This is a genomic window from Dokdonella fugitiva (assembly GCF_014138265.1).
Classification (GTDB): Bacteria; Pseudomonadota; Gammaproteobacteria; order Xanthomonadales; family Rhodanobacteraceae; genus Dokdonella_A; species Dokdonella_A fugitiva_A.
Genome location: NZ_JACGXL010000007.1, coordinates 231,990 through 256,133 on the forward strand (window position 1 = coordinate 231,990; position 24,144 = coordinate 256,133).

The 24,144-nt window shown below is 71.8% G+C and carries 18 protein-coding genes; 8 read left to right on the plus strand and 10 right to left on the minus strand.

The window, feature by feature from the left end:
- Nucleotides 1–76 precede the first annotated feature (76 nt).
- Nucleotides 77–1,888 (minus strand): LTA synthase family protein, encoded by a 1,812-nt coding sequence (locus FHW12_RS19135; protein ID WP_182532664.1) that lies wholly within the window; start codon nt 1,886–1,888, stop codon nt 77–79.
- A gap of 127 nt (nt 1,889–2,015) precedes the next feature.
- On the opposite strand from FHW12_RS19135, the gene glnE reads away from it, so the two are divergent.
- A complete protein-coding gene (glnE, locus tag FHW12_RS19140) occupies nt 2,016–4,883 on the plus strand; it encodes a bifunctional [glutamate--ammonia ligase]-adenylyl-L-tyrosine phosphorylase/[glutamate--ammonia-ligase] adenylyltransferase (protein ID WP_182532665.1) in 2,868 nt (955 codons plus the stop codon).
- Nucleotides 4,884–5,031: 148 nt separating this feature from the next.
- Nucleotides 5,032–6,897 (plus strand): patatin-like phospholipase family protein, encoded by a 1,866-nt coding sequence (locus FHW12_RS19145; RefSeq protein WP_182532666.1) that lies wholly within the window; start codon nt 5,032–5,034, stop codon nt 6,895–6,897.
- Between the two features lie 61 nt (nt 6,898–6,958).
- On the opposite strand, the gene FHW12_RS19150 is transcribed toward FHW12_RS19145, so the two are convergent.
- Nucleotides 6,959–7,933 carry a mitochondrial fission ELM1 family protein gene (locus FHW12_RS19150; protein ID WP_182532667.1) on the minus strand — a complete coding sequence of 325 codons (975 nt, stop codon included), beginning with the start codon at nt 7,931–7,933 and terminating at the stop codon, nt 6,959–6,961.
- Between the two features lie 220 nt (nt 7,934–8,153).
- On the opposite strand from FHW12_RS19150, the gene FHW12_RS19155 reads away from it, so the two are divergent.
- Nucleotides 8,154–8,756: a YceI family protein gene (locus FHW12_RS19155; protein ID WP_259393150.1), complete on the plus strand. Its 603-nt coding sequence runs from the start codon at nt 8,154–8,156 to the stop codon at nt 8,754–8,756.
- A 126-nt stretch (nt 8,757–8,882) separates the two neighbouring features.
- On the opposite strand, the gene FHW12_RS19160 is transcribed toward FHW12_RS19155, so the two are convergent.
- Nucleotides 8,883–10,148: a Yip1 family protein gene (locus tag FHW12_RS19160; protein WP_182532669.1), complete on the minus strand. Its 1,266-nt coding sequence runs from the start codon at nt 10,146–10,148 to the stop codon at nt 8,883–8,885.
- 175 nt (nt 10,149–10,323) lie between these two features.
- Here FHW12_RS19160 and FHW12_RS19165 point away from each other — a divergent pair, with 175 nt between their 5' ends.
- From FHW12_RS19165 to FHW12_RS19175, 3 genes are read left to right on the plus strand one after another with little or no spacing between them, the layout of a single operon-like run.
- Entirely contained in the window at nt 10,324–10,533 is a 210-nt protein-coding gene (locus tag FHW12_RS19165; protein WP_182532670.1) for a zinc-finger domain-containing protein, read from the plus strand.
- A gap of 16 nt (nt 10,534–10,549) precedes the next feature.
- Nucleotides 10,550–11,665 (plus strand): glycosyltransferase, encoded by a 1,116-nt coding sequence (locus FHW12_RS19170; protein WP_182532671.1) that lies wholly within the window; start codon nt 10,550–10,552, stop codon nt 11,663–11,665.
- A 57-nt stretch (nt 11,666–11,722) separates the two neighbouring features.
- Nucleotides 11,723–12,964, plus strand: coding sequence for an O-antigen ligase family protein (locus FHW12_RS19175; protein ID WP_310735295.1), 1,242 nt, complete (start codon nt 11,723–11,725; stop codon nt 12,962–12,964).
- 48 nt (nt 12,965–13,012) lie between these two features.
- Here FHW12_RS19175 and FHW12_RS19180 read toward each other — a convergent pair whose 3' ends face one another.
- The 4 genes from FHW12_RS19180 to lpxL form a co-directional block, all read right to left on the minus strand.
- On the minus strand, nt 13,013–13,600 hold the full coding sequence (locus tag FHW12_RS19180; RefSeq protein ID WP_182532673.1) for a phospholipid scramblase-related protein: 588 nt from the start codon (nt 13,598–13,600) through the stop codon (nt 13,013–13,015).
- A gap of 173 nt (nt 13,601–13,773) precedes the next feature.
- Nucleotides 13,774–15,135, minus strand: coding sequence for a DUF3999 domain-containing protein (locus tag FHW12_RS19185; RefSeq protein ID WP_182532674.1), 1,362 nt, complete (start codon nt 15,133–15,135; stop codon nt 13,774–13,776).
- The gene (locus FHW12_RS19190; protein ID WP_182532675.1) at nt 15,132–17,879 is read right to left on the minus strand and encodes a DUF2339 domain-containing protein; all 2,748 of its coding nucleotides are present in this window, start codon (nt 17,877–17,879) and stop codon (nt 15,132–15,134) included. Before FHW12_RS19190 ends, FHW12_RS19185 begins: the two co-directional genes overlap by 4 nt.
- A gap of 144 nt (nt 17,880–18,023) precedes the next feature.
- Complete coding sequence (gene lpxL, locus FHW12_RS19195; protein ID WP_182532676.1) at nt 18,024–18,950, minus strand: LpxL/LpxP family Kdo(2)-lipid IV(A) lauroyl/palmitoleoyl acyltransferase; 927 nt, start codon at nt 18,948–18,950, stop codon at nt 18,024–18,026.
- Nucleotides 18,951–19,048: 98 nt separating this feature from the next.
- Here lpxL and waaA point away from each other — a divergent pair, with 98 nt between their 5' ends.
- Complete coding sequence (gene waaA, locus FHW12_RS19200; protein ID WP_182532677.1) at nt 19,049–20,347, plus strand: lipid IV(A) 3-deoxy-D-manno-octulosonic acid transferase; 1,299 nt, start codon at nt 19,049–19,051, stop codon at nt 20,345–20,347.
- 117 nt (nt 20,348–20,464) lie between these two features.
- On the opposite strand, the gene FHW12_RS19205 is transcribed toward waaA, so the two are convergent.
- The 3 genes from FHW12_RS19205 to FHW12_RS19215 form a co-directional block, all read right to left on the minus strand.
- Nucleotides 20,465–21,859 (minus strand): TolC family outer membrane protein, encoded by a 1,395-nt coding sequence (locus FHW12_RS19205; protein WP_220484543.1) that lies wholly within the window; start codon nt 21,857–21,859, stop codon nt 20,465–20,467.
- 37 nt (nt 21,860–21,896) lie between these two features.
- Nucleotides 21,897–22,556: a protein-L-isoaspartate O-methyltransferase family protein gene (locus FHW12_RS19210; RefSeq protein ID WP_182532678.1), complete on the minus strand. Its 660-nt coding sequence runs from the start codon at nt 22,554–22,556 to the stop codon at nt 21,897–21,899.
- A 125-nt stretch (nt 22,557–22,681) separates the two neighbouring features.
- Entirely contained in the window at nt 22,682–23,047 is a 366-nt protein-coding gene (locus tag FHW12_RS19215; RefSeq protein WP_182532679.1) for a hypothetical protein, read from the minus strand.
- Nucleotides 23,048–23,470: 423 nt separating this feature from the next.
- Between FHW12_RS19215 and FHW12_RS19220 the strand changes: the two genes are divergently transcribed.
- Entirely contained in the window at nt 23,471–24,130 is a 660-nt protein-coding gene (locus FHW12_RS19220; RefSeq protein WP_182532680.1) for a TetR/AcrR family transcriptional regulator, read from the plus strand.
- Nucleotides 24,131–24,144: the final 14 nt, after the last annotated feature.

Genomic DNA, 24,144 nt, shown 5'->3' on the forward strand with positions numbered 1-24,144 from the left:
TGCGCACGACGGGGCGACGCGCGCCAGCTGACAACGCCCATGCGCGCGCGATTGCGACACGCAGGTGCCGCGCCGATCAGCGACCGGCGGCGGCGACCAACCCCAGGTCGAGCGCGTCGTCGAGCAGCGGCTCGAGTTCGCCGTGCAATTGCAGGCGCGCGAGCGCGTCGAGGCCGGCGGCGTCGTCGGGATCGTCGGGATCGAAATCCTGCGAGCGCGCGAGCGTCGCGAGCACGTCGAACCAGGCGCCGTCGTGGATGTCCGCGGCCTGCAGCAGCAGGCCGGGCAGCATCCACGCACGCGCGTCGAGCCGGCGAGCGTGCGCGTCGGCGCTGTCGTAGAGCAGCCACGGCACCGGCTGCTGCTTCGCCTCGCGGCCGTCGTCGAAGCCGAGTTCGGCGTAGGTAGGACCGAGGTCGGGCAGGTGGTCGCCGTAGAACAGCAGCAACGTGCGCCGCTTGCGCTGCGCGAGCGCATCGGCGAGGCGCGCGAGTTCGTGGTCGGCGTCGTCGAGCAGGTAGAGATAGTGCGCGAGCCACGGCCGCGCGCCGGCGTCGAGCGGTTCGGGCAGTGGCAGCGCGGCGAGACGCTGCGGGTCGAGTCCGGGGCGCCAGTCGAACGGGCCGTGGTTCTCCATGCTGATCGCGAACACGAACTGCGGCGGGCCGTCGTCTGCGAGTTCGTCGAGCACGCGATCGGTGAGCGCAGCGTCGGACGTGAACAGGCCGACGACGCGATCGGCAGGGAACGACGCCGCGTCGACGAAGCGGTCGAAGCCGAGCGCCGGATACGCCTGCGCGCGGTTCCAGAACGCGGCCGCGTTCGGGTGGACGGCGACGCTGCGGTAGCCGTGTGCGTCGAGCACGCGGGCGAGGCCGGGATAGGTATCGCGGTCGAGTTCGAGCCATGGATACTGCACGCCGCCGAGGCTCGCGAGCGGCGCGCCGGTGAGCACTTCGAACTCGGTGCGGATCGTGCCGCCGCCGAACGTCGGCACGCCGAGGTCGCCCGCGGTCGCGCGCCGGGCGAGCGCGTTGTAGCCGCGCAGGAAGCGCCCGCTCAGCACGTTGCGCAGGCGTGCAGGATCGAACAGCGATTCGCTCTGCACGACGACGATGTCGGGCAGCGCTTCGGTCGACGTCGCGTGCGCGAGGCCCGCACGCAGCTCCGGCGCGTGTGCCGCGAGCAAGGCGGTCGCGGCCGCGCGATCCGCCGGCGGCACGTCGCCGCCGCCGATTTCCCAGTGGTAGACGAGCAGCCCGCCGATGAGGCCGGTGCTCGCCGCGCTGCGATCGAGTGCCCACGGCTGGAACCCGTGCGCAGCGTCGCCGTAGACGGAACGCCATGGTGCCGCGCCTGCCATCAGGCTCGCGCCGATCGCGATCGCGGCGCCGCCGGTCGCCGCCCGGCGCCAGCCCGCGAGCACGCTGAGGCGCCGCTCGCGGCACAGCGCGAGCGTCGTCGCGACGGCCACCGCGCCGAGCAGGGCGTGCCACGCATCGACGTGCAGGTACTGCACGAACAGGCGCGCCGCGGGACCCGGCTCGGCGAGGAAGCGCAGGTCGGCCGGCAGCAGCGGCAGCTGCAGGGCGCCGAGCTTCGCCGCATTCGCGCCGTACAGCGCGACCAGCGCGAGCAGGGTGAGCCAGGTCGACAGCAGCAACCGGCGTGACAGCGCGAGCAGCAGCGCGAACGCGGCCAGCGCCGGCAGCGCGTTGAGCAGCAGCAGGCGCACCGTCGGCAGCGGCGCGGCCGCGCGGGCGAGGTCGATGCCGGGATCGAGGTGCGCGACGAGCAGCACGAGCAGCAGCGCGCAGCCGCCGAGCGCGATGCCTTCGCGCTCGACCGCGGGGCGCCAGCGCGCGATGGATGGAAAAGGCGTGGACATAGGGGCGGAACAATGCCATGCGCGCGCCGGCGTGGGATTAATTCGCGGTTAGATGTTGCAAAGGTCGCGTCAGCGCCGCCGCGCGCACCGCTGGCCGCGCGCGCGAGGCTGCTGCCACAATGGGCGCATGCTCGAGCCGACCCGCTGGCCGCGTCCGACCGCGGCTTTCCTCAACGAACGCCTGTCACGGCTCGAGGCGGCGTGCCGCGAGGCGAACGTGCCGTTCCACGACGACGCCGGCGTCGACGACCACCTGTCGAGCGTGCTGCTCGCGAGCGACTTCGCCTACCAGAGCCTGCTGCGCGATCCGCAACTGCTCGGCCCGGACTTCCTGCAGCTGATGAGCGACCCGCGCCATGCGGACGCGCGCGCGGGCATGTTCAACGACGTGCACGACGCGAACGAAATGCGCCGCGTGCTGCGGCGCTTCCGCCTGCGCGAAGCGTTGCGCCTGATCTGGCGCGACGTCACCGGTGCCGACGCGGTCGAGACGACGCTCGCCGGCGCTTCGGTGCTCGCCGAGAGCTGCCTCGAGGCGGCGCTGCGCGGTGCCGAGCGCGTGGTCGCCGAACGCCACGGCGTCATCCGCGACGCACGCGGACAGGCGCAGCGCATGGTCGTGCTCGGCCTCGGCAAGCTCGGCGGCGGCGAGCTCAATTTCTCGTCCGACATCGACCTCGTGTTCGCGTTCGCCGAGCACGGCGATAGCGACGGCGCGCGCGCACTCGACGCGACCGCGTACTACACGCGCATCGGCCAGACCCTGGTCGGCCTGCTCGCCGACCACAGCGTCGACGGCTACGTGTACCGCGTCGACCTGCGCCTGCGCCCGTTCGGCAGCGCCGGCCGGCTCGCGCTGTCGTTCACCGCGATGGAGCAGTATTTCCAGCGCGAGGGTCGCGACTGGGAGCGCTACGCATGGATCAAGGCGCGCCCGGTCGCGGGCGACCGCGTCGGCGGCGCGCGCCTGCTCGAGACGCTGCGGCCGTTCGTGTTCCGTCGCTACCTCGACTACACCGCGTTCGCGGGCCTGCGCGAGATGAAGTCGCTCATCGACGCCGAAGTCGCGCGCAAGGATCTCGCCGATCATCTAAAGCTCGGCCCGGGCGGCATCCGCGAGATCGAGTTCATCGTGCAGCTCGTGCAACTGATCCGCGGCGGGCGCGAGCCGACCCTGCGCGCGCGCGGCCTGCTGCCCGCGCTCGCCGCGTGCGAGCAGCTCGGCTTCATCCCGTCCGCGCGCGCGCAGCGGCTGCGCGAGGCGTACCGCTTCCTGCGCCGGCTCGAGAACCGCGTGCAGATGTTCGCCGACCAGCAGACGCACGAGATTCCCGCCGACGGCGAGCTGCGCGAACGCCTCGCGCTCGCACTCGGTCGCACCGGCTGGAGCGCGCTCGAGGCGGAGCTGCGCGTGCATCGCACGGCGGTCGCCGAGGAGTTCGCCGCGCTGATGGCAGTCGACGCACGCAACGATGCGCAGCAGGCGCAGGCGCGCTGGCCCGAGTTCTGGCGCGCGCTGCTCGCCGACGGCGTCGACGCGGCGGCGGTCGCCGCAGCCGGCTTCGATCCGCCGACCGAGGCGACCGCCGAGCTCGAAGCGCTGCTCGGCGGCGCCGCGCTGCGCACGATGTCCGCGCGCGCACGCGAACGCCTCGACGCGGTGATGCCCGCGGTGTTCGCCGCCGCGTTCGTGCAGGAACAGCCGGCGCGCTGCCTCGCGCGCCTGTTGCGCCTCGTGCAGGCGACCCTGCGCCGCTCGGTCTACCTCGCGCTGCTCGAGGAGCAGCCGGCCGCGTTGCGCCGCCTCAGCGCGGTGTTCGCGGCGAGCGCGTTCCTCGCCGAGCGCGTGATCGCGCACCCGCTGCTGCTGGACGACCTGTTCGACGACCGCGTCGACGGCGACGCGCCCGATGCGACCGCGATCCGCGACGAACTCGCGCGCCGCCTCGGCATGATCGCCGAGGCCGATCCCGAAGCGGAGATCGAGGCGATCCAGGAGCAGCGGCAGTCGGCGCTGTTCCGCATCGGTCTCGCGTTCCTCGGCGGCCGCCTCGACGCGCGCAGCACGGCCGCCGCGCTCGCCGACGTCGCCGAGGCGATCGTCGGCGCGGTGCTGCACGTCGCCGAACGCGACATGGTCGCCGCGCACGGCCGCATCGACGGTGCCGGCGCCGGGGGTGACGGCAGCGGCCTCATCGTCGTCGCCTACGGCAGCTTCGGCGGCCGCGAACTCGGTTTCGGTTCCGACCTCGACCTCGTCTTCCTCTACGACGGCGCGCGTGCGCCGCGCGAGTCCGACGGTGCCAAGCCGCTCGACGGCGCGCGCTACTACGCGCGCTTCGCGCAGCGCGTGGTGCACCTGCTCGGCACGCTGACGCGCGCCGGGAGGCTCTACGAAGTCGACGTGCGCCTGCGCCCCGACGGCAGCAAGGGCATGCTCGTGCAGAGCCTCGACGGCTACGCGGCTTATCAGCGCGAGCGCGCGTGGACCTGGGAACTGCAGGCGCTCGTGCGCGCCCGCGCGGTCGCCGGCGACGCCGCGCTCGCGCGGCGCTACGCGGACGTGCGCGCGGAACTGCTCGCGCAGCCACGCGACGCGGCCGCGCTGCACGCGGACGTCGTCTCGATGCGCGCGCGCTGGCGCGCCGAGCGCGATCGCTCGAGCGCGGCGGAGTTCGACCTCAAGCAGGGTCACGGCGGCCTCGTCGACCTCGAATTCCTTCTGCAGGGACTCGTGCTGCAGCACGCGGCGCGGCATCCGGCGCTGCTCGCGAACGGCGGCAATGCCGCGCTCATCGATGCCCTGCGCGCCGCGCGGCGGCTCGACGACGCCAGCGCGGATGCGCTCGCGCGCGCGCATGCGGGCCTGCTCGCGCGCGCGATCCGCTGCACGCTCGATGCCCGGCCGCGCGTGGTCGCACGCGACGACGCGATCGAGCGCGACGCGGCCTCAGTCGCTGCGGCGTGCGCCGGCGCGGGCTTCGATTTCACCTGAGCGATGCGATTCGCTTTGCCGCTGGCGAAGCCACGCGGCTGGGCCGCTCCCACGCACGAGCCGGCGCGTGCCGGCCGGCTGCGCTCGTCGTCGTCGGGTAGGGAAGTGCAAGAATGCGGGGCCGCGAGGCGACGGCAAGGAGTGCACGATGAGCGAACGACCCGAATGCGACCTCGTGATGAAGGGTGGCATCGCGAGCGGCATCGTCTATCCGCGCGCGATCGCGCGGCTCGCCGCGCACTATCGCCTGCGCAGCGTCGGCGGCGCGTCCGCTGGCGCGATTGCGGCCGCGGCCGCCGCCGCTGCGGAGTACGGGCGTGATCGCGGTGGTTTCGAACGGCTCGAGGTGCTGCCCGACCTGCTCGCGCAGACCGACGACGGCACCGAGCACGGCGCGACGCGCCTGTTCCGCCTGTTCCGTCCGCAGCCGAGCACGGCGCGCCTGTATCGGCTGCTCGTCGCCGGGCTCATGCCCGAGCAGCCGCGCTGGTCGCTCGCGTGCGTGCGTTGGTTCGTCGCCGCGGTACGCAACTTCCCACTCGCTGCGCTCGCTTCGCTCGTCGTCGCCGCGCTCGTGCTCGCGCCGCTGGTGTCGCGGATCGACTATGGCGCCGGCGGTGCACTACCGTGGTTCGCGAGCGCGGCCGCGATCGTGCTCGGCCTGCTCGCCTTCGCGATCGGGCTCGCCGCGTGCATCGTCGGACACGCGTTGCGCGCGATCCCCGCGAACGGCTACGGCCTGTGTTCGGGCCTCGGCGATGCCGACACGCTGACGCCGTGGCTGCATGCGACGCTGCAATCGCTCGCCGGGCTCGAAGGCGGCCGGCCGCTGCGTTTCGGCGATCTGTGGCGCGGCCATGATGCCGCGCCCGACTACGTCGCCGAATCGGCGCGCCTGCACGCGGAGGAGCGCGCGATCGACCTGCGCCTCATGACGACCGCGCTCAGCCACGGGCGGCCGTACAGTTTCCCGCTCGACAGCGAAGCGTTCTGCTTCGACGCCGACGAGATGCGCGCGCTGTTCCCGGCGAGCGTCGTCGACGCGCTGGTCGCCGATTCGCCCGAGCGCATCGAGCACGGCGAGTTGCGCGGCCGCTACCGCCTGCCCGCGATGGAGGACCTGCCGGTGATCGTGCCCGTGCGCATGAGCCTCGCGTTCCCGCTGCTGCTGTCGGCGGTGCCGCTGTGGCGCACGCGCATGGGCCCGGACCCCGGACGGCGCGGCGCGTGGATCGGCACGGCCGAGCGCGTCTGGTTTTCCGATGGCGGCATCTGTAGCAATTTCCCGATCCACTACTTCGACGCGCTCGTGCCGTCGCGGCCGACGTTCGGCATCAACCTCGTCGACGCCGAGTACCTGCCGGCGCAGGCGCAGGATCCGGCCGACTTCGTCTGGATGCCCGATCACAACGGCAGCGGCGCGACGACGCGCACGGTGCCGGTCGAGCGCGGCGGCGTGCTCGGCTTCCTCGGCGCGATCATCACGACGATGCAGGCGTGGACCGACAGCATGCAGCTCGCGATCCCCGGCTATCGCGACCGCGTCGTCGCCGTGCGCTTGCGCGCGAGCGAAGGTGGCCTCAACCTGCGCATGGCGCCGGCGTTGATCCACCGCATCGCGACGCGCGGCGCGAGCGCGGGCGAGCTGCTGCTCGCGCACTACGCGCGACGCGATCCGCCGCCGGGCAGCGTGACGGGCTGGCGCAACCATCGCTGGGTGCGCTACCGCGTCGCGATGCGCGTGCTCGGCGAGGCGCTCGCGGCGCTGCGCGAGGCGGAATCCCTGACCGCGGACGGTGACGCCGCGCTGCAGCCGATGCACGCCGATCCGCCGAGCTACGACTTCGCCTCCGAGCGGCAGCGCGAGGCGGCGCTGCGCGCGTATCGCGAGTTGCTCGCGCTCGCAGAGCGCTACGCGGCGATGCGCGACGAACTCGGCTATCCGCCGTTCGACCACGGCCCGCACGACGGGCCGCGGCCGCGCCCTGAATTGCGCATTCGCCCGCCGCTGTAGGGTGGCCCGGCCCACCGCGCGCAACGTGAAGGACCGGAGCGAAGGTGGGCCAAGGCCCACCCTATGCCCCGCGGGCGACCTGCCAGCGCGCGCGCACGAGCTCGGCGATCGCAGCGGTTTCGGCGAGCGGCGGCGGCTGCGGCCGCGCATCGGTGTCGCCGAGGCGGCGCAGGTGGCCGCTCGCGACGAGTGCGTCGTGGAACGCGGCGAGCTTGCCGCGGATCGGCCGCGCCGCCCAGGTGTAGACGGGCTTGCCGGTCGCGCAGGCTTCCGAGAGCATGTTGACCGAGTCCGGCGTGACGACGATGCGATCGGCGTAGGCGAGGAAACCCGCGTACGGATTGGCGCCGTCGTCGGCGCCGCTCCAGAAGCGCCCCGGCATCGCCGCGAACAGCGTGCGCAGGCGCGTCGCGACCGCCGCCGGCGTGCGCCTCGACACACTGACGAGGAAGCTGCCGCGGTCGGCGTCGTGCAATGCGACGAGCCGTTCGGCGAGGCCTTCGAAGTAGCCTGCATCGAGCGCCTGCGCGCGGTTCGAGCCACCGACGAGCACGGCCGTGCGCGGCGACGGCAGTGCGGCGAGATCGACGTTGCGCGCGCGGCCATCGGCGAGCCAGCGTGGATCGACCGGATTGAGCGCGCCGATGCTGTCGATCACGTTGTCGCCGCGGACGCGGTCGTGTTGTGGCGCGATCACGAGGTCGAACGCGGCGGTCGCGATGCGCGGGTCGAGGATCTGCACGGTGTATGTGCGGCCGCCGCTCCAGGCGCGCAGCAGACGCGTGACGAGGGCGGCGCGGCGGCCACAGCCGATCGCGAGGTCGGGCCAGGGCGCGCGCAGCGGCGCACCCTCGGCGCGGCGCACCGCGTGCGCCGCGCCGAGGGCGAGGCGCGGTGCGAACGCATTCCACGGTTCGCGCAATGTGATCTCGACCGGCTCCGCCGCGAGGCCGAGCGCGCGCGCGAGCGCGAGCGCCTGGCGCGCGTTGCCGGCGGCGCCGTCGCTGATCGCCCAACAGGAGGTCGCCGCGTTCATGCCGTCAGCCTAGCGGACGACGCGGGACCGCGCGAACGCGCGTCATCGTTCGCCGGTGGAAACGCTGTTTCGGCGCAGCGAGCCTTGTCGGTCGCCGGGGCATGCCACATCCTTGCGACGTCAAAGTGGTACTTCCATGCCGGATGGAAGCGCGGCGCGTTCATCGCCGATTCCGTCGCATCCGGTTTCCATCGTTTCCCTTTCGCAAAGGAGCTCGTCCATGTTCCGCCGCATCGCCCTTGCCAGCGCCCTCGCGCTCGCCGCTGCACCGGCCTTCGCCGCCACCTACACGCTCGACCCGGGCCACACGCAGGTCGTCTTCAGCTGGAACCACTTCGGCTACTCGAACCCGACCGCGCAGTTCGGTACGGTCGAAGGCACGCTCGATTTCGACGCGGCCAACCCGACCAAGGGAAGCGTCAGCGTGAAGATCCCGCTCGCGAGCGTGAACAGCAACGTCGCCAAGCTCAACGAGCACCTGCAGTCGCCGGACTTCTTCGACGCGGCGAAGTATCCGGAAGCGACGTTCAAGAGCACGAAGGTCGAGAAGGGCGCCGCCGAAGGCCAGCTCAAGGTCACCGGCGACCTCACCCTGCACGGCGTGACCAAGCCGGTCGTGCTCGACGTGACGGTCAACAAGGTCGGCGAACATCCGATGCGCAAGGCGCAGGCGGCGGGCTTCGACGCGACCGCGACGATCAAGCGCTCCGAGTTCGGCATCGCGAAGTACGTGCCCGCGGTGAGCGACGACATCAAGCTGCGCATCACGAGCGAGGCGATCGAGGCGAAGGCCTACGCCGAGAGCCTCAAGCCGAAGAGCTGATCGCGACCGCCGCACACCGATCGATCGGTGGGAGCGGCGGAAGCCGCGATGCTTTTGGCTTTTTTCTCCGGAAGAGCATCGCGGCTTCCGCCGCTCCCACAGCCGATCCTTCGAGGAACCGGCGGATCAGCCCTTCTTGACGCCCTGGCCCTTCAGCGCTTCGAGGCCGGCGAGGTTGATGCCGGCGACCGCGGCCTTGAGCTGGTCCATGCTGTCCGCGTCGCCGCTCAGCTTCACCGCGAAGCGGTCGCCGAGCACGATGCCGTATTCGCCGTGCTTGTCCTGGCTGTTCCATTCCTCGTGCACGAGGCGGCCGTCGACCTTGTAGGTCTTCTCGTAGCCGTGCTCGGTCTCGCGCTCCTGCTGCAGCGCGGCCCAGCCGGCCATCGCCATCAGGCCCTTGGCCGAACCCATGTCGGTGACCTCGAGGCGCAGCGAGCGCCCCGAAGCATTGTCCGAATAGGTCGCGTGCGCTTCCGACACCTGCATGCCCATCGCACCGTTCTTCTCGGCCGAGAAGTCGGTGCGCGCGAGGCCGGCGAGCGTCGCCGGCACGAATGGCTTGAGCAGGTCGGGCGACAGCGCCTCGACCTGGTCGCCGCCACCCATCGCGGCGCCCATCACCGCGCCCATCGCCTTCGCCTGCGCGTCGGCGTCGCCGGACTTCTGCGCGGCCTCGAGCTGCTTGCTCGCCGCTTCCATCTTCTGGCCCGCGGCGGCGAGCTTGCCGAGTGCGCTGTCGGCGTCAATCGTGACGTTGCCGCCGCTGTCGCCGAGGCGCACGTTGCCCGCACCCGCGCTCATCAGCGCACCGGTGCCGATGATGCCGCCGACGACGAGGGCGCAGATCCAGCTCAGCACGATCGCGATGATCACGCTGACCGCGGTGTAGCCGCCGGCCTTCTCCGCCGGTGCCTTCATCGTGTGCGGCAGGCCGAGGTAGAGCAGGTAGATGCCATAGATGCCGCCCGCGAGCGCGATCAGCCAGCCGATGCCGGGGATGATCTGCGCCGCACCCGCGACCCAGCTCGCCGTCCATGCGTAGGCGACGGTCTTGAGCGCCTGCACCGGGTTCTTCTCGCCGCCGAAATTCGGTGCGAGCGCGTCGATGATGAGCGCCATCACGTACGCCATCGCGAGGCCGAGCGCATAGCCGACGATCGCGCCGGTCAGCCCCGCGCCGATGCCGGCGCGATAGGTCACGCCGAGGAACGTCGTGCCGATGATGCTGCCCTTGATGAAGCCGGCGACCGCGGGAATCGCCGCGAGGATCACGATCCAGTTCTTGTACAGGTCCGCCACCGTCGCGGGCTCGGCCGCGATGACCGGCCACTCGGTCTTCGGCGTGAGCAGGATCGCCTTCACGCGCGCAATCATCTTGTTGATGTCCACGTAGTCCCTCCCGTTTGCTGGTCGATGGGGGTATCGAACGAAGCCGCGGCATTCTAGGCTACCCGGCCGGTGGACGTGCCTGCGTGCGGTTCACGGCCCCGCCGTGAAGCACTTCACATACTGGTTGGCATGTCTTGTGCTGGTAAACTGCAAAGCTCTGTCCATGGAGTAGAGCATGTCGCGCCCCAATCCCGCGGCGGAAAGGACGATTCCCGCCAATGCCGAGAACCGCTACCGGGTCACCCGGGACGATCTGCCGTTGAGCTGCCCGATGCCCGGCATGTCGCTGTGGAACTCGCATCCAAAGGTCTACCTGCCGATCGCCGAGCAGGGCGGCCATGCGAAGTGCCCGTATTGCGGCGCCGAATACGCCCTCGAAGCCTGAGCCAGTACGCATCCGCATGGCCGAGCGCCGCCTGACCGTCGTCCAGTTGCTGCCTGCTTTCGAGGCTGGCGGTGCCGAGCGTTCGGCGCTGGAGGTCGCGCGCGCGCTGGTGGAAGCCGGCCACCGCTCGATCATCGTCTCGGCCGGCGGCCGCATGGTCGAGCGCGCCGAGCGCGAGGGCAGCGAGCACGTGACCCTGCCGATCGGCGCGAAGTCGCTGCGTGCACTGGCGCAGGTGCCGAAGCTGCGCGCGCTGCTGCGCCAGGTCGGCGCCGACATCGTGCACGCACGCTCGCGCATGCCCGCCTGGGTCGGCTGGCTCGCGGTGCGCGGGCTCAAGCCGAGGCCGCATTTCGTCACAACTGCGCACGGATTGAACAGTCCGGGCATCTACAGCTCGGTGATGGCCCGCGGCGAACGTGTCATCTGCGTGTCGAACACGGTGCGCGACTATCTCCTGCGCAACTACCCGCGCACCGACCCGAACAAGCTCGTGGTCATCCCGCGCGGCATCGATCCGAGCGACTATCCGTTCGGCTATCTCGCCGACAACTCGTGGCGCGAGTGGTTCTTCGCCGAATTCCCGCAGCTCGCCGGCGCACCGCTGCTGACCTTGCCGGGCCGTGGCACGCGCCTCAAGGGGCATGCCGACGCGATCGAGCTCGTCTCCGACCTCAAGGCGCGCGGCATCCCGACCCGCCTGCTGCTGCTCGGCGCACGCCAGGAAGGACGCGAGGCTTACGTCGCCGAGCTCGAGCGCCTCGCCGTCGAGCGTGGCATCGCCGACCAGCTCGCGATCAGCGCGCAACGCGACGACACGCGCGACGTATTCGCCGCGTCGGCGCTCGTGCTGCAGCTGTCGAACAAGCCCGAATCGTTCGGTCGCACCGTGGTCGAGGCGCTCGCGCTGTGCCGGCCCGTGCTCGGCTACGACCACGGCGGCGTCGGCGAATTGCTCGCCGACCTCTATCCGGCCGGACGCGTGCCCCCGCAGGATCGCGAGCGTCTGACCGAACGCGCCGCCGAACTGCTGCGCGCGGCCCCGCCGATCACGCCGCTGCAGCGCTACCGCCTCGCCGACATGCAGGCGGCCACGCTCGCGCTGTACCGCGAAATCGTCGGCGCGGGCTGAGTCCGCGCCGCGCCTGCGGCTAAGATGCACGGGTTCCGCAGCCGGACCCCCTCTGCCGTGACCCCGAACCCCGTCGACCGCGTGCCCGCCTGGGCCGCCCTGCTCGTGCTCGCCGTGCTCGTGCTGCTGCCGCTCGGCCGCAGCGCCGAGGCACCGCTCGCGCTCGGTGCGATCGGCGGGCTCGTGCTGCTCGTGCGCGGGCGCGTGCGCTTCGGCGACGCGGCCGTGAAGCTCGTGCTCATGCTGTTCGGCACGTACTGGCTCGCGGCGCTGCTGTCCGGGTTCGCCGCGGTCGCGCCGGGCAAGACCTGGTCGACGGTCGCGACCACCGTGCGCTTCCTGCCGTTCGCGCTGTTCGCGGCCTGGGCACTGCGCGACGCCGCGCGCTGGCCCGCCTTCGTCGCCGCGATCGCGGCGGTCGTCGTGCTGTGGGCGCTCGATGCGTGGGTGCAGATGGCGACCGGTTACAGCCTCGGCGGCGCGGCCGAGCGCGAGCGCGTGTCGGGGATCTTCGGCGCGGGCAACCTCAAGCTCGGGCCCGTGCTCGCGACACTCGCGCCGTTCGTGCTGCTCGCCGCGCGCCAGCGCTGGGCGGGTCGCGGCCTCGTGCTCGCGTACGCGTTCCTCGCGCCGCCGATCCTGCTCGCGGGTTCGCGCGCGGCGTGGCTGTCGTACGCGCTCGTCGGCGTGCTGCTCGCCTGGCACGAGACGCGCCGCCCGCGCCGCTTCCTCGCCGTGTGCGCGGTGTTCGCGTTCGGCCTCGGGGTGGTCGGTGCGCTCGCGCTGCACGATTCGGCCCGCTTCGGCGCGCGCATCGAACGCAGCCTGCGCGCGCTGCAGGGCACCGAGGCCGCGGTCGACGAGGCGTCGGCGGGACGCCTCAGCATCTGGCGCACCGCGCTCGCGATGAGCGCCGCGCATCCGCTCACCGGCGTCGGCGCGCGCGGTTTCCGCTATGCCTATCCCGACTACGCGGCCGCGGGCGACCGTTTCGTCGACACCGCGAGCGACACCGGTGCCTCGCACGCGCACCAGATCGTGCTCGAGGTGCTCAGCGAAACCGGCATCGCTGGCCTCGTGCTGTGGCTCGCCGGCGCGTACGCCGCGCTGCGCGCGTGGCGCCGCGCGGACCGGGCCGCACGCGAACGCGCGTTCGCGCCGGGCCTCGCGCTCGTCTCGATGTGCTTCCCGCTCAACACCCACCTCGCGTTCTACTCGGCGTGGTGGGGGCTGCTGTTCTGGTGGCTGCTCGCGCTGTACTGCGCGGCGCTCGGCGCGCGCGAGGCCGGTTCGCATTGACGGCGGCTCGCGCTTCGCGCGTACCGCCGGCCCCGCGCGAGTCGCGCGTTACTCCTTGAGCACCATGTCGATGCACATGACCGCGGCCATGATCAGCTGGCGCACCTTGTCGTCGGGAGCGACGGCGCGGTCGATCGACAGCATGTAGTTGTCGGCGGTCGTGAACAGCTCCTTGCCGAGGCCGGACCATTTCTTCGTCACGCTCGCGAGCTCGCGCTCGCCGGCCTTGAACTTGAACTCCCAGCTCGTCCACTTGCCGACCAGCGTGCAGAGCAGCTTGTCGTTCGCGTCGAACACGTCGAACGCGCCGCCGATCGAGAACAGCTTCTGCTTGAACAGGCCGACCACGCGGTCGTTTTCGTCGAGCACCTCGACCTTGGACAGGAACAGCGAGATGCCGCGCTTCACGCCCAGCACCTTGCGGCCTTCCGGCGTCGTGATGCGCACGTCGAACGGCGTCATCCGCTTGTAGTCGGTGAAGCGCAGGAGCTTGGTGAAGAAGCCGAGGTTCGGCTCGCGGCATTCGAGCACCTTGCGGCCGCTCGTGGGGTCGAAGATATCGAAGTTGTTGGCGGCCTTGAACAGGCCGACGTGTTCCTTGACGAGGTAGAGGTTCTCGCGCAGAGCTGCGTGCATGGGGCGTTCCGTCGTGGGAGGAGTGGGCGCGCCGCGGGATGCCGCGCACGCGCGCGACACCGGTGCGCCGCGCATCGTCGAACGGAAGATCCCCAGGGCGATCGCGAGCGCCGGTCGAGGCGCGCGCTGCCGCGGCGCATGCTACGCGGAACGCAGGCCCGCCACCACCGCGACTAGGGCTTGCGCTCGCGCAGCAGGCTCAACGCGAACGCGCCGACGAGCGCGGCGCCGAGCGCGAGCACGCCCCAGAGCAGCCATTGCCGCCATGGCGTCGGCGCCGGCGGCGGCTGCAGTGCGGCCTCGCCGCCGCTCGCGCGGCCCGCGCCGATGGCCGCCGGCGGCGGCTGCCAGTCCTTGCCGCGGCTCGCGCGCAGGCTCGCGAGCGCGGCGTCGAGTGGATAGTCGGGACGGCGCGCGGTCGCGCTGCCGACCGCGAGGCGGTACGGCGCGGCGCCTTCGGCGAGGAACACGAAGCGGTCGGGCCGGAACGCGAAGGCGAGGCGCGGCGCGGTGGCGAGCGGGGTCCGCGCGTCGAGACGGAAGCTGTCGAGGCGGCGTCCCGCGACGAGGTCGACGTCGCCGTTGCGCAGCGTCTGTTCGCCCGAGCGCACGCGGAACGCGGTGAAGTGCGCGAGCTCGCTCCACGCGGCGCCGTCGCGCGCGGACAGCGTGAGCGCGGCGAGTGCATTGTCGCTCGCGAGCTCGACGCGTGCCTGCTCGACCGGCAGCGCCGCCGGCAGCGCGTAGGCGTAACGCGCGGTCGTGCCGCGTTCGTCGGCGGGCAGTTCGATCGCGCGTGCGTCGATCCAGCGGCGCAACGGCGTCGCGGCGGCGCGCTCCACCACGCGCACCGATGCACTGAGGCCGGCGAGTGCGGTGCCGTCGTCGACGCGGCGCAGGCGCAGGTACTTCGCGCGCACGTCGGGCAGCGCGATGTCGTTGCGGTCGAGGCGTGCGTCGCCCTCGCGCAATGACAGCACGCTGCCTTCGCCGACGCGTTGCCAGTGTTCGAGGTCGTCGCTCGCGGAAATCTCGAACCGCGCGACGACGCCGCTCGCGGGGCTCTCCCAGGCGAGGATGATCCGCTCGATCGCGCCGTCGAGTCCGCTCGCGTCGACGAGCCAGGCACGCTCGCCCGCTTTCGTCGCCGCATCGTCACCCGCGTCGAGGCGGCGCAGGCGGCCCTGCGCGTCGCGTTCGATGAGCAGGCGCAGGTCGCCGCCGCCACTGCTGGCGCCGTCGGTGGGCAACGCGAGCAACGGCAGCGTCTCGGTACGCTCGCGCGCCTGCGCCGTCGTTTCGGCGGCGACGCGCGCGCACGGCACCGGTTCGCCTTCGGCGTTGAACACCGCGATGTCGCGCAGCGCGGGATCGTGCAGCCAGGCATAGACCGCGGGCTCGAGGTCGACGCGCCAGGCGCTGCTCTCGACGCCCGCGGGCGTCTCGATCGTGAACGCGTAGGCGTAGTCGTGCAGGTCCGCCGCGGGCGCGGACGCGCTCGCGAGCGCGGCCAGCGTGGCGAGGGCACGGATCACGGCGCCACCCCTTCGCCGGCCTCGCGCGGCGGCGCCGGCGCGAAGTAGCCGATCACGGTGCAGAGCAGGCCGTAGGCGATGAACGAGGCGATACCGAACAGGTTGCCGAGGTGCGTGCGGTCGACCAGCAGCAGCTTGGCGAGCACGACGCCCATGAGCACCGCACCGGCGAACCAGAGCGCGCGCTGGCCGCGACGCGAGCCGATCACCCAGCCGAGCACGCCGAGCACGCTCCAGACGACGGTGAGCGAGGTCTGCGCGAGGTTGGACGACCACAGGTGTTCGTCCCACGGGATGCCGCCGAGCTGGTGCGTCGCGCGCAGTGTCGCCGCGGTCACGAACAGGAAGCCGCCGCCGGCGAGCAGCAGCGCGCGACGCGCGGCGATGTCGCGTGGCGCATCGCGGTCGGCGAGCCAGCGCGCGGCGAGCGCGAACGCACCGAGCTGGACCAGTTCGACCGGATCGAGCACGGGCAGGTACGGCAGCGGCGCGGCATCGCCCGCGTGCCAGAGCAGGCCGAGGAACAGGCAGGTGGCGACGACCGCCTGCAGCAGCAACAGCGTGCCGCGCCATTGCGCGAAGCGCGTGGCGAGCGGAGCCGCGATCCATGCCGGGCGCAGCAGCGCGAGCGCCCACGCCGCGAGCACGGGCGACGCGGTGAACGCGACCTGCCAGCCGGCGCCGAGTTGCAGGTCGTTCGCGAACTGGCTCAGCGCGACGGTGGCCGCGCAGGTCCAGGTCCACAGCCAGCCGATCTGCGCCAGCGCCGGGGTGAAGTCGTTGCGCTCGCGCAATTGCGTCAGCGCGAACACGCCGGCGAGCGCGTACGCGGCGAATGCGGCGAGGCCCCAATCGGCGAACGGGCGCAGGTCGGCATCGTCGAAGGCGAGTGCGATCACGACGCCGGCGGCGAGCGCGAGCGCGGCGGTGAGCGCGGTGGCGAACGCACGCGTGCGACGCGCGGCGAACGCGGCCGGCGCGGCGGTGAGCGCCACCAGCGCGAGCAGTGCCGCCGGGCGCTGCGGTGCCGCGACGAAGCGATCGATCTCGCGCACGCCGGCACCGAGCCACCAGGCGAGGCCCCAGAGGTAGAGCAGCACGCGGAGCTCGCTGCGCGCGTCGTCGCGGCGGTGGTAGAGCCAGGCGCTTGCGAACGCGGCGAGCGCGATCAGCAACGCGCCGATGCAGCTGCCGTTGGCGATCGCGACCGTCTCGTTCGTCGCTGCGCCATCGGAGAGCGCCCACGCGAACGCGAGCGCGGCGAGCGCCTGCAGCGCGAGGCCGGCGATGCGCGGCAGGCGACGTTGCTCGCGCAGGCCGAGCCAGACCAGCGCGGCGCCTTCGAGCGCGAACGTGCAGGCGGTGCTGCGTGCGCTCAGCGCGAGCGGCACCGCGAGCGTCGCGAAGCCGACCGCGAGCACCGCGAACGATTCGCCGAGCACGCGCCGGCGCTGGATCAGCGCGGCGGCGAGCACGACGTAGACGAGTGCGAGCGCCAGTGCCGACCAGGCGAGCGGCATGCGCTCGCCGTCGAGCAGCGCCGCCTGCAGCGCGAACGCGACGAGCGGGTTGCCGAACACGAGCGTGCCGTCGACGACGTCGCGCCGCGCCGGCGCCTGCCGCAGCGCATTGAGGATCGGGATCGCGAGGTAGATCGCGAAGTAGGTGAGCAGGAACGGTTCGGTGCTGGCGAACAGCACGTGGTCGTAACGCAGCACGCCCCACGCGGTGCCGATCGCGTACGTGAAGAAGAAGCCGAGCAGGTTCAGCACGCGCCACGCGCGCATCCACGCGATCGCGAAGATCGCGAGGTTGAGCAGCGCGTAGTACGAGAACAGCACGACGTGGTCGCCACTGCCGGTCGAGATGAGGATCGGCGCGGCGAAGCCGGCGAGGATGCCGAGTACGGCGAGTGCGAGTGCGTCCTGCAGCACGGCGAGCACACCGGCGCCGGCGACGAGCACGAGCATGAGCGCGAACGCGGCGCCGGCGGGGAGCAGGTGGTACAGGCGGAACGCGGCGAACACGGTCAGCAGCAGCACGCCGATCGCGCCGCCCTGCAAGGCGCGCGCGAAACCGCTGCGGCGCTCGCGCTCGCGCCAGCCGAACGCGAGCGCGGCGATCGCGGCGAGCGCGACGCCGGCGAGGCGCAGCTCGATCGGCAGGCGCAGCCAGCCTTCGTCGGACGCGTACTTGAGCAACGCGGCGACGCCCGCGAACAGCACGAGCATGCCGACCTTGACCGGCACGTTGCCCTCGCTGAACCAGCGCTTGAGCCAGGCGGCGAAGCGCTGCAGCGGATCGGGTTGCGTATTGCGCGGCGGGGGTATCGTGATGCGGGGCGGAGGCGGTGCCGTTGCCGGCGTGTTCGTGGCGGCCGGCGTCGCCACGAGGGGCGGCGGGGCCGGCGTCGGATCGACGAGCGCGGGTGCGGGTGTCGTCGGCGTCGCGGCTTCCGTGCTCGCGGTCGCTGCGGGCGGCTGCGCCGCGGCCGCGGTCGCTCGGGCGGCAGCGGCAGCGGTGTCCGCGCCGCGCGGCGGCGTCTCCGCGCGCGCGGCCTGCGCGCGTTGCAGCGCGTCGAGCTGCTTGCCGAGCGCATCGACGCGCGCCGACAGGGAGCGCAGCTGCGCGAACGCGATGCCGATCGCGAGTCCGCCGAAGAAGCCGAAACCGATGTTGCCGCCGAAGGTGCCGCCGACGAACAGGCCGGCGATGCAGGCGGCCACGACGATCAGGAAACCCATGCCTTCCTCCCCAGTCAGGCCGATGCGACGCCGATCCGCGTCATCCCATTCCGCGCGTGACGGACCGCGCGCGTGCGCATGTTGGCATGAAAGCGGTCCGCCGCCGCGGTGCGCTGCGCAACGGGTCGCGCGCGGACGCGGCGGCTAGGGGTCGTACAGGGCCGGCTCGCCCGGCGGCCGCGTCTTGAAGCGCTTGTGCAGCCACAGATACTGCTCCGGCGCCTCGCGCACCATGCGTTCGATGCAGGCGTTGACGCGCGCGGTGTCGGCGACGACGTCGTCGCCCGGGAAGGCGTCGAGCGGCGCCTCGAGGCGGATCGCGTAGCCGCCGTCGGGCGTGCGCCGGTGGAAGAACGGCATCACCTTCGCGCCGGACAGGCGCGCGAGGTGGTGCGTCGCGGTGATCGTCGCGGCCTGCACGCCGAAGAACGGCGCGAACACGGCATCCTTGCCGCGCATGTCCTGGTCGGGGGCGTACCAGACCGTGCCGCCGCCTCTGAGGTAGCGCACGGTCTGGCGCAGTTCGTTCTTCTCGAACATCGCGTCGGCGTAGCGCAGGCGCGCGCGCTTGATCGCCCATTCGAACGCGGCATCGGCGTGTTCGCGGTACATGCCGGCGATCGCGATGCGCTGCGAGACGAGGCGCGCGCACAATTCCAGGTGCGAGAAGTGCGCGCCGACGAGCAGCACGCCGTGGCCGTCCGCGCGTGCGCGCTCGAGGTGGTGCAGGCCCTCGAACACGACCGGGATGCGCTCGATCGCGCGGCGCGCGCCCATCCAGGCGAGCGCGAACTCGACCAGCAGCGTGCCCGAGTCGCGCAGGTTCTCGTGCAGCAGGCGCGCGCGCTCGTCCGGCGCGAGCGCGGGGAAGCACAGCTCGATGTTGCGCGCGGCGATGCGCCGGCGCTCGCCGAACACGCGCGCGGTGATCGCGCCGAGGACACGGCCGATGCGCAGCAGCAGGCCGTGCGGCAGCAGCGCGACGAGGCGGATCAGGCCGAGGCCGATCCAGGCGGGCCAATGGTGCGGGGCGAGCAGGGCGGTGCGGAACGGCGGGGCGGCTTGCGGCATGCGCGGATTATGCCGTCAGCGCGGCGGCCGCGACCGCCTGCGCGCGGCGGCCGACGGGCGCGCGGCTATACTGCCGCACCCTCCTTCGCCGTGCGCCCGTGTTCCAACGCTTCATCTACACACTCACGCTGTACCTGCTGACGCCGTTCGTCGTGTACCGGCTGGCGGCGCGCGGCATCAAGTATCACGGCTACTTCGCGCGCTGGCGTGAACGCTTCGGCTTCTTCGCCGATCCCGGCGTGCGCGACAGCATCTGGATCCACGCGGTCTCGCTCGGCGAGGTCAACGCGGCGATCCCGCTGATCGAGGCGCTCATGCGCCGCTACAGCGATTCGCAGTTCGTCATCACGACGGTGACGCCGACCGGTTCGGACCGCGTGCTGCGCCTGTTTGGCGACCGCGTGTTCCACGTCTACCTGCCGTACGACCTCACCACCGCGGTCAAGCGCTTCCTCGATCGCGTGCGGCCGCGCCTCGCCGTGATCATGGAGACCGAGATCTGGCCGAACCTCTTCATGACCTGCGCCGAGCGCGGCATCTCGATCGTGATCGCGAACGCGCGCCTGTCGGAGAAGTCGCTGCGCGGCTACTGGCCGATCCAGCCGCTCGCGCGGCGCGCGATCCGCTGCGCGAGCTTCGTCGCGGCGCAGTCGGCGTCCGACTACGAGCGCCTGAGCCGGCTCGGCGCGGACGCGTCGCGCCTCGCGATCGTCGGCAACCTCAAGTTCGACCTCGCGGTGCCGACCGGCGTGCGCGAACGCGGCGCGGCGTTCCGCGTCGCCGCGGGCGGCGCCCGGCCGGTGTGGATCGCGGCGAGCACGCACGAAGGCGAGGAGATGATCGTGCTGAAGGCGCACGCGGACGTGCTGCGCCGGTTTCCGGACGCGCTGCTGCTGCTCGCGCCGCGCCACCCGGAACGCTTCAAGCCCGTCGCGACCGCGTGCCGCGCGTTCGGCTTCCGCACCGCGACGCGCAGCGAGGACGGCGGCGCCGATCCGGCCTGCCAGTGCTTCGTCGTCGATTCGATGGGCGAACTGATCGAGTTCTACGCGGCGGCCGACGTCGCGTTCGTCGGCGGCAGCCTCGTGCCGGTCGGCGGCCACAACCTGCTCGAGCCCGCCGCGCTCGCGCGGCCGGTCGTGGTCGGCCCGCAGACGTTCAACTTCGCCGAAGTCACCGAGGACCTGATCGCGGCCGGCGCGGTGCGCCGCATCGCCGACGGCGAGGAACTCGGTCCCGCGGTCGTGCGCCTGCTCGCACGCGACGTCGAGCGGCGCAGCATGGGCGAGGCCGCGCACGCGGTGATGGAGCGCGAGCGCGGTGCGGTCGACCGCACGATGGCGATCGTCGAGGACATGTTCGCGAAGGCCGCGCGCGGGCGCGGGCAGCAGCGCTAGCCAGCGGCGGCGCGTCGCCGCGAGCGCGCGTGGGAGGAGACGTTCCGCCGCCCGGAAACGCGAACGCCGCGCGGCGTGGGCCGGCGCGGCGTTCGACGGGTACGTGTGTCGCCCGGCTTACTCGAGCAGCGCGTTGATTGCCTCGAGGTCCTTCACTTCGATGACGCCGGCGGCCTGCTTGAGCAGCAGTCCGTTGATCACGAAGTTGTGGCGCGCGGTCGAATACGCACTCTGTGCCTGCAGCAGCGTCTGCTGGCTGATCAGCACGTCGACGATCGTGCGCGTGCCGACTTCGTAGCCGGCCTGGGTCGCCTCGACCGAGCTCTGCGCGGACACGACGGCGGCCTTGGTCGCCTCGACTTCGCTCGCGCCGGCGATGACCGAACGGTAGTCGTTGCGCGTCGCGGCTTCGACCTGGCGACGGTTGAACTCGTACTGGTCCTGCGCGAAGTCGCGGTTGTAGATCGCCTGGCGCACGCGCGACTGGGTCAGGCCGCCGCTGAAGATCGGCACGTTGAGCTGCAGCTGCACCGTGTTGCCCCAGCGCGGGTCGCCGGAGAAGTCGTGCGCATTGCCGAGGCCGCCGTAGTGCGAATCCGACCAACTCGGCGAACGCCCGTAGCTGAGGCTGCCGGTGATCGTCGGCAGGTGGCCGGCGCGCGCGGTGTTGATGTTCGCATCCGCGGCGTCGACCTGGAGCGCCGACGACTTCAGCGACGGATTGTTCTTCAGCGCGACGTCGACCCATGCGGCCGGGTCGTCCGGCGTGGGATGGTCGAGCGGCAGCGCTTCGCGCAGGCGCTTGAAGTCGCCCGGCTCCTTGTTGGTGAGCTGGCGCACGGCTTCGCGCGCGGTGTCGACCGCGTTCTGGTTGCTGATCACGCTCGCGACCGCCTGGTCGTGCTGCGCCTTGGCGTCGTTGACGTCGGTGATCGCGGCGAGGCCGACCTCGAAGCGCTGCTGCGCCTGCTCGAGCTGGCGCGCGAGCGCCTTCTCGTTGGCGTCGGAGAACTTCAGCGTGTCGATCGCGCTGAGCACGTCGAAGTACGCGCGCGCGACGTTGATGAGCAGTTGCTGCTGCGCGGCGTCGTAGGTCGCGGCGCCCGCGTCGGCGGTGAAGTGGCTCGCCTTCAGCGCGGTCCACTTGCTGATGTCGAGGATGCTCTGCGTCAGCGTCGCGGTGGTCGAGCGCGTGTAGCTCGTCTTGCTGAAACCGTTGACCTCGACGAGATCGTTCGGATCGTTCGGGTTGGCCGGGTTGGGCACCTGCGTGATGCCGTTCTCGCCTGCGCGCGAGCGCGTGAAGTCGAGGTTCACGCCGATCTGCGGCAGCAGCTGCGAGCGCGCCTGGTCGACGTTCTCGTCGGTCGCGAGCTTGGTCGCCTCGGCACCGGCGAGCGTCGGGTCGGACGCGCGGGCTTCCTGGTAGACCTGCAGCAGGTCGTCGGCGTGCGCGGCGCCCGCGGCGAAACTCAGCGCCAGGGCCAGCGGCAGGGAACGAAAGCGGATCATCGGTTCATCCTCGGGGAGTGTTGTTCTTCCGGGCCGATCACAGCGTGAAGCGTCGCGGCGGTTCGGCGTTGCGCAGGTACGGCACGTCGGTCTCGAACAGGCTCTCGCTGCTCCAGCGCGAATCGGCCGCGCGCGTGTACAGGGTCACCTGCTGCGCCGGCGATTCGCCGACGATCGCGAGCAGGCGGCCGCCGGGCTTGACCCAGCCGCGCACGCGCTCGGGCAGCGACCAGACCGCGCCGCCGACGACGACGGCGTCGAATTGTTCATGGCTGTCGAAATCGCGCAGTGCGTCGGCGGTCTCGATCTTGGCGTTGCGCACCTGCGCCGCCGCGAGCTTAGCGCGCGCGCCTTCGGCGAAGTCCGCGTGCAGCTCGACGCTGGTCACGCTGCCGGCGAGGCGCGCGATGCAGGCGGTGAGAAAACCCGTGCCGGTGCCGATCTCGAGCACCTTGTCGCCCGGCTGCAGCGCGAGCGCCTGCAGCAAGCGGCCTTCGACCACGGGCTTGAGCATGACTTCGTCGTGGCCGAGCGGCAGCGCGAGGTCGGCGAAGGCGAGGTTGCGGTGGCGCGCCGGCACGAAGTCTTCGCGACGCACGTCGCGCAGCACGTCGAGGACGCGCGCGTCGAGCACGTCCCAGGTTCGCACCTGGTTCTCGACCATGTTCTGCCGGGCCTGCTCTGTGGTGGTCAACATCGCTTCCTGCCGTCGCAACGAAAAAGGGTCAAGAGCATAGGCACTCGCCGCTGCCGCGGCAAATCCATCGTTGGCGATCGCCCGCCGGGGCCCGAAGTGCCGGAAGTCACCGGCACCGCGGCGCGTCAGGCGGCGACAGCCCCCGCGGGTGTCGCGATCACCAGCTCGCCGAGCGCCCCCTGCGCCGCCGCGACGCCCGCCGCGAGCGCCGCATCGATGCGCGCGAGCCGCAGGTCCGCGACCTCGCGTGCGTCCATCGCGGCGGCCGTGCACAGCAGCGCGAGCCAGCGCGTGAGGCGGACGCGGTCGTCCGCGGACAGCGCGGACAGCACGCGCCGCGCACCGCTGCGCAGCTGGGCGAAACGGAACGTCGTGTGCCGCACGTCGCGCTCGAGCAGCGGCGCGAACGCACGCTGGGCGATGCGCAAGGCGAGGCTGGTGTCATCTGCCGCAACGGACGCGCCGACGGCCATCGATCCCGCAGAGTTCATCGCTGTACTCCGATCGCTCGGCCACGGCTCGTCGCGGCCATCTGATGCACTGACGAAGGAAAAGGTTGCATGGCGTCGCACCTCAGCAAGACGTGTGCCATGGATCGTTTGCAGAAGACGGCCCCGCCCCGTCATGTGGGCGAACCGCCCGGCCACAAGAGCTCCCGACCGCACCGTCCGGTCGCGGGGGAGGGAGAGAGTCCCGGACGGTGCGGCGAGAGACTGTCAAAACGAACGAAAACAATCAGGTCCGACCCGTCATGGCCTACGCCTGACAGGCGTCAGGCGGCATAATCCGACGGGGGCGGAGCGGCGACGCCGTGCGGGTTCCAGCATGGAAACCGCACGCGATCGCCACCATTCATAAACTTACGGGTATAGTATCGGAATCTGTACTCGGTAGTCCAGCTAGTATTCGTCGACATGAACGCAGCCATCGCCAAGACGTGCGGCCCGGGCCGACCCAAAGACCTCGAAAAGCGTGCCGCCATCCTCGACGCCGCCAAGCGGCTGTTTCCGCTGACCGGCTTCGAAGGCACGAGCATGGACGCGATCGCGGCCGAGGCCGGCGTGTCCAAGCTCACCGTCTACAGCCACTTCACCGACAAGGAGACACTGTTCTTCGCCGCGATCCGTGCGCGGTGCGAGGAGCAGATGCCGGCGACGCTGTTCGAGATCGACGTCGACGGGCCGGTGCGCCGCCAGCTCGAGGCGATCGCGCGCGCGTTCTTCGCGCTCGTCACCGCACCGGAATCGATCTCGCTGCATCGCCTGCTCAACTCGGGCACGGGTATGTCGGAAAAGCTCGTGCAGATGTTCTGGGAAGCAGGCCCGCAGCGCGTGCAATCGGGTTTCCAGCAGTTCCTGCGCCACGAGGTGGAGGCGGGCCAGCTGGTGATCGGCGACATCCCGCGGGCATCGTCGCAGTTCTTCGCATTGCTCAAGGGCGAACTGCACGCGCGCCTGATGTGCGGTTGCTCGGGCCCGTTCACCGAGCAGGACATCGAGACGCACATCCGCGCGACGGTCGAATTCTTCCTGCGCGCCTACGCCGTCAATCCGGATCGCCTCGTCGCACTCTGAGTCCCGCGCGTGCC

Coding starts and splice junctions, on each gene's coding strand:
- FHW12_RS19210 (WP_182532678.1), bottom strand. CDS start 22,556: ATGTTGACCACCACAGAGCAGGCCCGGCAGAACATGGTCGAGAACCAG.
- FHW12_RS19165 (WP_182532670.1), top strand. CDS start 10,324: ATGTCGCGCCCCAATCCCGCGGCGGAAAGGACGATTCCCGCCAATGCC.
- FHW12_RS19190 (WP_182532675.1), bottom strand. CDS start 17,879: ATGGGTTTCCTGATCGTCGTGGCCGCCTGCATCGCCGGCCTGTTCGTC.
- FHW12_RS19155 (WP_259393150.1), top strand. CDS start 8,154: ATGTTCCGCCGCATCGCCCTTGCCAGCGCCCTCGCGCTCGCCGCTGCA.
- FHW12_RS19150 (WP_182532667.1), bottom strand. CDS start 7,933: ATGAACGCGGCGACCTCCTGTTGGGCGATCAGCGACGGCGCCGCCGGC.
- FHW12_RS19220 (WP_182532680.1), top strand. CDS start 23,471: ATGAACGCAGCCATCGCCAAGACGTGCGGCCCGGGCCGACCCAAAGAC.
- FHW12_RS19180 (WP_182532673.1), bottom strand. CDS start 13,600: ATGCACGCAGCTCTGCGCGAGAACCTCTACCTCGTCAAGGAACACGTC.
- FHW12_RS19215 (WP_182532679.1), bottom strand. CDS start 23,047: ATGAACTCTGCGGGATCGATGGCCGTCGGCGCGTCCGTTGCGGCAGAT.
- FHW12_RS19170 (WP_182532671.1), top strand. CDS start 10,550: ATGGCCGAGCGCCGCCTGACCGTCGTCCAGTTGCTGCCTGCTTTCGAG.
- FHW12_RS19145 (WP_182532666.1), top strand. CDS start 5,032: ATGAGCGAACGACCCGAATGCGACCTCGTGATGAAGGGTGGCATCGCG.
- FHW12_RS19135 (WP_182532664.1), bottom strand. CDS start 1,888: ATGTCCACGCCTTTTCCATCCATCGCGCGCTGGCGCCCCGCGGTCGAG.
- lpxL (WP_182532676.1), bottom strand. CDS start 18,950: ATGCCGCAAGCCGCCCCGCCGTTCCGCACCGCCCTGCTCGCCCCGCAC.
- FHW12_RS19205 (WP_220484543.1), bottom strand. CDS start 21,859: ATGATCCGCTTTCGTTCCCTGCCGCTGGCCCTGGCGCTGAGTTTCGCC.
- glnE (WP_182532665.1), top strand. CDS start 2,016: ATGCTCGAGCCGACCCGCTGGCCGCGTCCGACCGCGGCTTTCCTCAAC.